Origin of the sequence: Chitinophaga sp., from assembly GCF_035564935.1 — a bacterium.
Lineage (GTDB): Bacteria > Bacteroidota > Bacteroidia > Chitinophagales > Chitinophagaceae > Chitinophaga.
The window spans coordinates 1-9,931 of record NZ_DATMTE010000368.1 but is presented as its reverse complement, the minus strand read 5'-3'; the positions used below and the strand labels follow the sequence as shown (position 1 = coordinate 9,931).

Genomic DNA, 9,931 nt, shown 5'->3' with positions numbered 1-9,931 from the left:
AGGCATTGCCCTGAAAAAACTCATTAAAATGAAAACATTCCTGGTATCACCACTCCGGGATAACCAATAACCTTCCCTTCTAAAAAAAATTTCCCGGCCCTTTGGGGGTATAATCATTTTCCGGTTGTCTTATACCCCGGAAGCGCTTTTCCGTCAAACTATCAGCATATCATGAACAACGATCGTATATGGGTATTATTCGGGAAACAGGCCAGTGGTGAAATTTCGCCGAAGGAACTGTTGGAGCTGGAGTCCTTACTAAAAGAACACCCGGAAGAAATCGCCTCCCCCGGAATGGTGGAAGCCATCTGGCATACGCCGTTGCAGGAAACAGCCGCCTCCGCTAACAGTAAAACGCGTATATGGGACCAAGTAAGCCCGGCGCTTACCTCCGCTCCGCACCGCAGTATGATACGCAGGATAGCCACCGTGGCGGCAGCGGCAACCCTCCTGGCGGCTGCATGGGCGCTATGGCAGTTTGCACGGCCGGCCACCCCCGTATTACAACAACTCAGCTCCGCTCCCGGCGGAAAATCAAAGGTGATACTTCCAGACAGCTCCATAGTTTGGCTCAACCACGGCACACAGCTCAACTACGAAAAAAATAACTTTGGCAAACATCACCGGGAAGTAACCCTTACCGGTGAGGCATTTTTTGACATCGCGAAAAACGAAGCGCTTCCCTTTATTATCCACGCGGGGAAAGTGAACATCCGTGTGCTCGGCACAGCTTTTAACGTGAAAGCCTATACGGGCGACAGCACCATCGCTACTACGCTGGTATGCGGAAAAATTGCAGTATCCTTCCGGGAACAAACGGTAGTGCTGCAACCTAAAGAGGAACTAATCATACCGCTCACAGGCACTACGCGGGTGTTTCAGCAACAACACCTGGAAAAAGACAGCACCGGGTACCTCCCGGGAACATCCTGGCTGAATAACAAACTGGCTTTCGACAACGAAACCTTTGGCGAACTGGCTGTAAAAATGTACAACTGGTACGGCGTCACCTTTCATTTTGAATCCCCCGGGCTGGAACAACTGCGGTTCTCCGGCATCATTGATACAGAATCAATAGAAGAAGCATTGAAAATGTTACAGCTCTCGCGCCCCTTTAATTTCCGGGTCAATGGGAAAGAGATCCTGGTAAGTAATTAACACGGCATTATTCATCTTCCAAAAACAATTACAATGACATAAAATCACTACAAAACAACACCCACTTTTACTTTCCTTCACCCACTTACATTCCATGTTATGAAAATCAAGTTCCAACGGACTTTTGATAAAAGTCTGCATGGCCGGCTGCCGGCCATCATTGCCCTGGCACTGCTGATAACCGGGTTCTTACCGGCACACGCCACTTCCTCCACCCAGGAAAAAATCAGCATCTCACTGGAAAAAGTCAGCATAAAAACAGTGCTGAAAACCATTCAACAAAAAACACGCTGCCGGCTGATTTACAACGACGACATCCTGCCGGAGAAACCACCGGTATCCATCCATGCACAAAACGCCACAGTGGAACAACTGCTCACGCAGGCCCTCACCGGCACCACCCTTCGCTACACCGTGATGGACAACAACGCCATTGTAATAGCGCCGGAAAACGTACGCGTAGCCAAACTCGCCGGCACTGTAAAAAATGAACACGGCGATCCGCTGATCGGTGTGTCTGTAAAAGTAAAAGGAACCAATATCGGTACGGTCACTAACGAAGATGGTCACTTTGAATTGCAGGCCCCTGCCGGCGCCACGCTTGTGTTCAGCTATGTAGGTTATGAACAAACCGAAATAGTAAGCGGCGCCGGCCCCCTCAGCATAGTACTGAAAGAAAGCGCCAGCGGCCTGAACGAAGTGGTGGTGGTGGGTTACGGCACACAAAAGAAAACATCCTCCACCGCTGCCGTGGCAGCCGTACAGGGAAAGGAACTGGCGAAGTCGCCGGTCACCAATATTTCCAATTCTTTGGCAGGAAATGTTTCCGGCATCAGCATGCGCCCCAATGGCGGACAGCCGGGTAAAGACAACCCCGATATCCACATCCGCGGTATCGCCACCACCGGTAACAACTCGCCGCTCATTGTGGTAGACGGTATCATCCGTAATAACATCAATGAAATTTCACCCAGCTCCATTGCCTCCGTCACCGTGCTGAAAGATGCCGCCGCGGTTGCCCCCTATGGATTAGGCGGCGCCAACGGCGTTATTCTCATCACTACCAAGCGCGGGCAAACCGGCGTGCCTACGCTCTCGCTGAATGCTTACTACGGTGCACAAACGCCCACCTACTATCCGAAAATGCTGAATGCACAGGATTATATGCGCCTGCGCAATGAAGCCTATATGAATGAAAACCCGGGCGGCACCCAACAACCTTTCAGCGAAGACCTCCTCAGTAATTATGCAGACCTGAACGCTAAAGATCCCGACAAATATCCCATCAGCAATACCAAAGACCTGGTACGCATGCATGCGCCCATCCAGAACTATAACCTGCAGTTAAGCGGCGGCACCAATACCATAAAGTATTATGCAGGGCTGGGCTACCTGCAGCAGGATGGGATGTTTGATCCTATAAACTATAAGCGCTACGACTATAATGTGAATATGGAAATAAACGCCACAGCCACTACTACAGTGTCGTTATCGCTTATTGGCGCTATCGAAAAAACCAACAGCGTAGATGCCGCTACCACACCCGGCCAGCTGTTCCGCAGCGCCTATAAACTCATCCCCATTACCAACCTGTACTACAGCAATGGCCTCTGGGGCGAGTTTGCCGGCAATACCCCGGTAGGGATCCTGAAAGCAGGCTACTCTCACCGCAATGCTACCTCCCTGCTCACTACACTCGGTGTGGAACAGCAACTGCCTTTCATTAAAGGGCTTAGCGTGAAAGGAACTTTCAGTTATGATCCTAACGACTATACGATTAAAGGATGGCATACGCCCTTTTACTTTTACTCGCAAAACACCGCTACTAACCCTTACACATATACGAAACAGATCTCCACGTCGGAAGGAAGCGCTGCGCCCTACACCTGGCTGAACCAGGAGTATTCAAAAAACCAGTTCTACACCTTCCAGGGATTTCTCAACTATCATAACAGCTTTGGCAAACACGACTTCACCGGGTTGCTGGTAGCGGAAGCCAGGAAAAATGACTCCACCGGTTTCTCTGCAAGACGCAACAACTTCGCCGTAGACATTGATGAACTCGGCATGGGCAGCTCCAACAAAAATGATTTCGATAACAACGGTTCCACCATCACCGGCAGCCAGCTGGGTTTTGTATACCGCGTAGGCTACATCTACGATCACAAGTACCTGCTGGAAGCAGCCGGCCGGTACGATGGTCACTACTACTTTGCTCCGGACAAACGCTGGGGCTACTTCCCTGCCTTCTCCGCAGGATGGATCATTTCTGAAGAAAACTTTATGAAAGATCATCCCTCCCCGCTGAACTACCTTAAACTGAGAGGGTCCTGGGGTAAGTCTGGCAACCTTGCCGGCGCTGCATTCCAGTATCTCAACGGGTATAATTTATATGGCAATGCCTATGCCTTTGGCAATAGTGCCATGGTACAGGGCTCCAACATCATCAGGGAAGCCAATCCCAATATCACCTGGGAAATATCCACCAAAACAGATATCGGGCTAGACGCTACTTTATGGAAAGGGTTACTGACACTTGAAGTGGATTATTTTCATGAAAGAAGAACGGGTATGTTGTTACCGCCTGCAGTAACCGTACCGGTAGAATACGGGTTGGGGCTCTCAGATGAAAACCAGGGCATCATGGAAAACCGGGGCATCGATATTTCCGCAGGTACCAGTCACCGCTTCTCCAACGGCCTGCAGGTGGGACTGAACGGCAACTTCAGCTACGCTAAAAATAAAATGATCCAGGTATTTGAAACAGCTGCAACGCGCGACAATCCTAACCGCAGCAGAACAGGCCGGCCCACCGGTACGCAGTTCGGTTATCACGCGCTGGGTTTGTTTTCACTGGCAGATGACAGGAACAGCGACGGCATCATCAACAGCGACGACGGATACAATGTTACCCAGTTTGGCGTGCTGCATCCCGGCGATATCCGCTATGCCGATATAGGCGGACCGGATGGCAAACCCGATGGTAAAATAGACTCCTACGACGAAACGGTTATCGGTAATCCTGTATACCCCTTCATCACCTACGGCTTCACTCCCAGCGCCTCCTGGAAAGGATTTGACCTCAGCCTGTTCTTCCAGGGATCAGCCCTGGCCGGCCTCAATATCCGCGGGTTCCAGACAGTACCGTTTAACAATAATAACAGTAACTCTGCATACGAATACTATAACAACCACTGGACACCGAATACACCGGATGCAAAATATCCCCGCGCTAACCAGTCGCCTTACGCCAATAACACCCAGAACTCTGATTTCTGGATGATGAAAACAGGTTATCTCCGCTTAAAAACAGCGGTGCTCGGATACACGCTTCCTGCCCATATCTCCAAAGCCATGAAAATGCAAAGCCTTCGTTGCTACGTATCCGGGCAAAACCTGCTCACCTTCAGCAAAATGAAATTCATGGACCCGGAAGTAGGCTACACCGACCTGGAAACAGCCTATCCCAACCAGAAGGTAATGGTGTTCGGACTAAACGTAACCTTTTAAAACAAACTGCTATGACCCGCTTTATATTATCATTGCTTACCGGTATACTGCTCACAGGTATTCTCTCCTGCAAAAAACAATTCCTGGAAAACACCGACAAAACAAAGCTCACCGATGCTTCACAATGGAGCACGGAGGGCAATGCCGATCTTTTCCTCAACGATATCTACAATGTATTGCCCAATTACTGGAACCAGCCGGAAAACCTGGACAATTTCACCGACGATAACGACGCTGGCTTCTACTATACCTCCTATAACTGGAAACAGGGCATTGTGGAAGCATCCTCCAACGATTACACCGTATGGGGAGGCATCACCGGCTCAGGCGACCTCACCAACTGGACCACCATTTACACCAACATCCGTAAATGCAATACCTTTATTGCCGAAGTGCGTAATAACGCCGCCAATTTTTCACCGGAATGGCTGAACAAACGGATCGACGAAGCACGGTTTATCCGCGCGTTCTTTTACAGCGAACTGTGGATGCACATCGGCGGATTGCCCATCATCACCATACCGGCCGACCGGCGTACGATGGACAGCTCCATGATCTACGCACCAAGGAACACCTTTGCGGAAACAGTAACGTTCATTACCACACAGCTGGACTCCGTTGCCAAAGACGGATACCTGCAGCCTAAATATAACAAGGGCGATGCAGATGCAGGTCGCGCTACCCTGGGCGCTGCACTGGCCCTGAAAGGATGGGTGGAACTATATGCCGCCAGTCCTGCTTTCAACGCCGCACAACCAGCCGCCGGTAACGATCCTCACAAAGTAGCAGGCTACAATAACTTCGATGCCGGCCGCTGGGCCACTGCCGCCGCTACTTTCAAACAGTTTATTGATCTTTATGGCAATGGCAAAGTATATGAACTGTTTACCGATCCTTCCGCCATCTGGTATGAAGCCAACGAATATCATTCGGAAGTGGTATGGGACAGGCAGGTAGTAGCCAATATTATGGGATCATCTTTTGAGCAATATGGCGGCCCTGTATGGATCAATGGCGCCTACTACACCTGGGGCAACTATTGCCCTACACAGGAACTGGTAGACCAGTTCTACATGGCCAACGGCAAATCCATTACGGATCCCACTTCCGGTTATGATCCGCAGCGTCCCTACATAGGTCGTGAAAAACGTTTCTACGACTGGATCGTGTACGACGGCGCTCCCTATAAAATGACCTGGATGGATAAAGGCGATACCATCTACACCCGTATTGATAAAGTACACCCCTCCAAAAACCAGATCGATTTTGGTACCGACGATGTGGGCAACACCGGCTATTACTTCAAAAAACGGCTCAATCCTTTGGTACGCCCCGGCGGCGGCGCGGTAAGCGGGGCCAACTTCATTTACTACCGTTACGCGGAAGTACTGCTGGGATATGCAGAAGCGCAGAATGAAGCAGCCGGCCCGGATGCCACGGTGTACAAGGCCGTTAACCAGGTGCGTAAAAGAGCAGGCCTCCCTGATCTTCCGCCGGGCTTATCACAGGCGGAAATGCGGAACGCTGTTTATCATGAAAGAAGAGTGGAACTTTGCTTTGAGAATAAACGCTTCTATGATATCATCCGCTGGAAAACCGCCAGCACCGTAATGAATGTGGATAAGCATGCCATGAAGATCACCAATACTTCACCTGATAACAATGCAGGCGTATGGAAATATGAAATAGTGCCGTTAAACCACCCACATGTGTTTACTCCTAAAATGTACCTGAACCCTGTGCCACAGGATGTGATAGACCGTAATCCGAAAATTGTGCAGAACCCGGGATATTAAAAACTGGAAAGTTGCAGGGCCTGCCCTGCAACTTTTTGCTTTATCTTCCGTCTGTAAAGCAAAGTATGCATATGGCCCTGGTCAGGAACAGCTGGATAGATAACCTGCGCTCATTCATTACGCTATTGGTGGTAGCCCACCATTCGTCGCTGGCATATACCACGTTTGCTTCCTTCAATAAAACCGCCTATATCCTTTCTACCAACCCGGTAGTGGATACCGCCCGGTGGAAAGGACTGGATATCTTCGAAGATTTTAACGATATCTTTTTTATGTCGCTGATGTTCCTGATCAGCGGCATTTTTGTAATGAACAGTTTGCAAAACAAAACCGTGGCCATATTTATCCGCGACCGGTTTTACCGGCTGTTCATTCCCTTTATGGCCAGCGTTACCCTGTTGATGCTGATTGCCTACTACCCTTCTTTCCTGCTGGCAACCGGGCAACACAACGTGAAAGCTTATGTGATAGATTTTTTTACGGTAGAAGCATGGCCGGTAGGTCCCCCCTGGTTCATCTGGGTACTGTTCGCCTTTAACCTTGTTTTTGCTTTATGCTATCCGTTTGTAAAGAACGCGGTGGCTAAAGCAGGCAATTTCCTTACAGCGCAAAAGCAGTTGCCGGTAAAAATATGCCTGCTGTGGTATGCATATACCCTGCTGCTTTATATCCCCGTCATACAATTTGTGTCGCCTTACGCATGGACGGGCATCGGCCCTTTCGATTTCCAGGTGAGCAGGGTGCTGCTATACGCGGGCTACTTCCTGCTGGGAATAGTGATAGGCGCACCGGGACTTGCCAACAGTATATTTGCAGACAACGTGGCGTTTGTAAAAAGATGGCCGCTGTGGGTGATCAGCTGTTTGGTGATATATGCCACGCTGAAGTGCAGCGAAGCCCCGCTGGTGCAAATGATCCAACAGCAACAACTCAGTGAACAACAGGCCAATCTTATTTACAGGCCGGTATGGATACTGTCGTGCACCATGAGCTGCATTGCTTTCTTAACCGCCTTCAAAAGCCTGCTGAATAAAACAAACGCCTGGTGGACATCTCTTTCCGCCAATGCCTACGGTATTTACCTGGTGCATTATATTTTTATTGTATGGTGCCAGTATTATTTGCTGGATGTACCCTTACCTGCCTTTGCCAAGTTCCTGGTTACATTTGTAGCATCGGCCACGCTGAGCTGGGGAACGGTATCACTACTAAGGAAGATCCCGGTGGTAAAAAGGTATTTGTAGTACCTTTGATAAATATAGTTTTGTATGGAAGGAATACCAGTCAGGCATATTAATACAGCAGAAATAGCGCCGGAGCTGTCCGACAGTTTCCATATCCGCGATGTGGAAGGCATGCTTGCAGGGAAAGACATGATACAGGAGCTTCACCGCCACGACTTCTTTTACCTGCTTGCCTTAAAAAAAGGTCAAGGCACCCATGAAATTGACTTCACCTCTTACCCGGTTGGTGATCATTCCGTTTTCTTCATACACCCGGGGCAGGTGCATCAACTAGTGCTGAAAGCCGGAAGCACGGGCTTCCTGATGCAGTTTCACGGCGCATTCTACACTTCCCGGGATAAGGCGTCCAATAAGTTGTTGTGCAAAACCAGTCATATTAATCACTATCAATTCAGCGCTGCTAAATTTCAGAAACTGTTTGCCCTGCTCACATCCATTTTCCAGGAATACACTGCCAAACAGGAGCGGCACCAGGAAGTGATGAAAGCAAGTATGTATATCCTGTTTGTGGAATTGCTACGCGACAATAACAACGCCGCGCCCCGGAGCAATAACCTTTATGTGCAGGAACGGCTGGATGATTTCCTCTCGCTTCTGGAAGCACATATCTTTGAACATAAGCAGGTAGCTGAATATGCAGGTATGTTAAACCTTTCGCCCTACCAGCTCAATGCCATCACAAAAGCTGCCCTGGGAAAAACCTGCTCGGAGGTTATCAATGAGCATATCATACTGGAAGCAAAAAGATCGCTGCTGGCAACCTCCGACCAGGTAAACCAGGTGGCCTGGCGACTGGGATATGAAGACGTTTCCTATTTTATCAGGTTCTTTAAAAAGCGTACGGGGCATTCCCCGGAGGCATTCAGGCACAATTTCAGATAAGTCCTGTATAACTGCATTTTTGTCCTATTCCTGCATTTGCTTACCGGTGTACTTTTGTGAAGATGAAATGCTTTCCATTTAACATAAAAAAGGAACATGAATCAATCCTGGGCCGGGGAGATGCGGGAACATTCTCTTATCCACCGGAGCATGTCCGGGAAAATCTCATATTCAACAACAATAAATGTAATTTCTCTTAATAAACAAAAGCAAGGCATATGAAAATTATCATCGTAGGGGCCTCCGGTACAATCGGAAAACGCGTGGCAAGCGCTCTCGAAAAGGATCATGAAATAATTAAGGTAGGCTCTAAAAGTGGCGATATCCAGGCCGATATTACCTCTCCTGCCTCTATTGAAAAATTATTCAAACAGGCTGGTTCATTTGATGCACTGGTATCTATGGCGGGAGATGCTTATTTCGGTCCCTTGAAAACGACCACCGACAAAGAGTTCAACATTGGTATCCATAGCAAACTAATGGGGCAGATCAACCTGGTGCTCATCGGGCAGCATTACATCAATCCCAAAGGCTCATTCACTTTAACCTCCGGCTCACTTACGGAAGCCCCGGTACTGAGCGGGGCCAATGCTTCGGTAGCTAACGGTGGTATTGATGCTTTTGCACGGGCAGCTGCCATTGAGCTGGAAAACGGCGTTCGCATTAATGCTGTGAGCCCAACCGTAGTGGAAGACTCTCCCGGGTATTTCCCTTACTTTCCCGGGCACATTCCCGTAACGATGAAACAGGTGGTGAATGGATATATTAAGAGTATACTCGGAGCGGGCACCGGGCAGGTGATCAAAATACATTGATCTGTATCAGCAGGTTATTATCAACGGAATAGTAACCTGCTGATATATGAAACTGAAACAACTATCGCTTTGCGATCGTTTTATGCACGTTTTTCTTCTCCCGCTTCCTCAGCTCCTTATTAGTGCTGATATTATATGCCTTTTCTTTCTCTGCCAGCAGGAACCAGCTAAGCGCAGGTATGGTGTTATTTGAATGCAGTTCCAGCCGGATAAAGAGCTCATCATTAGGAAACTCCTTATTGTGAATAATACGGCTTAAACGGGTTTCATCAATGCTGATTTCTGCCGCAAACTCTTTTTGTTTCTTTTGTACAGCGCGGATGTAGGCGGAAAGGAAATGGCCGAAATTCATGGTACCGTGATATTCCGGTGATTCAATAACATCTTCCATCTGGTATTTAACCTGCAATAGATCTGCCCGGAGATGATCCTCTTTGGTCATGTTCTTCAGTAATTCCATACGATGGGCCACCAGTATTTTATCTTCAGCCGCTTTCTCTTCTTTGGAAAGTCCGTGCGGATAAAT

7 protein-coding genes are annotated in these 9,931 nt (G+C 48.7%); 6 read left to right on the top strand and 1 reads right to left on the bottom strand.

Features of this window, described 5'->3' with window-relative positions; genetic code table 11:
- Positions 1-171 precede the first annotated feature (171 nt).
- The 6 genes from VN105_RS09750 to VN105_RS09725 all read left to right on the top strand — a co-directional run bounded on the left by VN105_RS09750 (position 172) and on the right by VN105_RS09725 (position 9,405).
- Entirely contained in the window at positions 172-1,158 is a 987-nt protein-coding gene (locus VN105_RS09750; protein WP_325640290.1) for a FecR family protein, read from the top strand.
- A 99-nt stretch (positions 1,159-1,257) separates the two neighbouring features.
- The gene (locus VN105_RS09745) at positions 1,258-4,668 is read left to right on the top strand and encodes a SusC/RagA family TonB-linked outer membrane protein (protein ID WP_325640288.1); all 3,411 of its coding nucleotides are present in this window, start codon (positions 1,258-1,260) and stop codon (positions 4,666-4,668) included.
- Between the two features lie 11 nt (positions 4,669-4,679).
- A complete protein-coding gene (locus VN105_RS09740; RefSeq protein WP_325640286.1) occupies positions 4,680-6,464 on the top strand; it encodes a RagB/SusD family nutrient uptake outer membrane protein in 1,785 nt (594 codons plus the stop codon).
- A 71-nt stretch (positions 6,465-6,535) separates the two neighbouring features.
- Complete coding sequence (locus tag VN105_RS09735) at positions 6,536-7,708, top strand: acyltransferase (protein ID WP_325640284.1); 1,173 nt, start codon at positions 6,536-6,538, stop codon at positions 7,706-7,708.
- Between the two features lie 24 nt (positions 7,709-7,732).
- A complete protein-coding gene (locus VN105_RS09730) occupies positions 7,733-8,590 on the top strand; it encodes an AraC family transcriptional regulator (RefSeq protein ID WP_325640282.1) in 858 nt (285 codons plus the stop codon).
- A gap of 218 nt (positions 8,591-8,808) precedes the next feature.
- Complete coding sequence (locus VN105_RS09725) at positions 8,809-9,405, top strand: short chain dehydrogenase (RefSeq protein ID WP_325640280.1); 597 nt, start codon at positions 8,809-8,811, stop codon at positions 9,403-9,405.
- 61 nt (positions 9,406-9,466) lie between these two features.
- On the opposite strand, the gene VN105_RS09720 is transcribed toward VN105_RS09725, so the two are convergent.
- Positions 9,467-9,931, bottom strand: a 465-nt coding sequence (locus VN105_RS09720; protein ID WP_325640278.1) for a hypothetical protein, incomplete at its 5' end; no start/stop codon positions are given.

What these genes read in the sequence shown, in the direction of transcription:
- VN105_RS09750 (WP_325640290.1), top strand. Translation starts at nt 172, where the DNA reads ATGAACAACGATCGTATATGGGTATTATTCGGGAAACAGGCCAGTGGT.
- VN105_RS09745 (WP_325640288.1), top strand. Translation starts at nt 1,258, where the DNA reads ATGAAAATCAAGTTCCAACGGACTTTTGATAAAAGTCTGCATGGCCGG.
- VN105_RS09740 (WP_325640286.1), top strand. Translation starts at nt 4,680, where the DNA reads ATGACCCGCTTTATATTATCATTGCTTACCGGTATACTGCTCACAGGT.
- VN105_RS09735 (WP_325640284.1), top strand. Translation starts at nt 6,536, where the DNA reads ATGGCCCTGGTCAGGAACAGCTGGATAGATAACCTGCGCTCATTCATT.
- VN105_RS09730 (WP_325640282.1), top strand. Translation starts at nt 7,733, where the DNA reads ATGGAAGGAATACCAGTCAGGCATATTAATACAGCAGAAATAGCGCCG.
- VN105_RS09725 (WP_325640280.1), top strand. Translation starts at nt 8,809, where the DNA reads ATGAAAATTATCATCGTAGGGGCCTCCGGTACAATCGGAAAACGCGTG.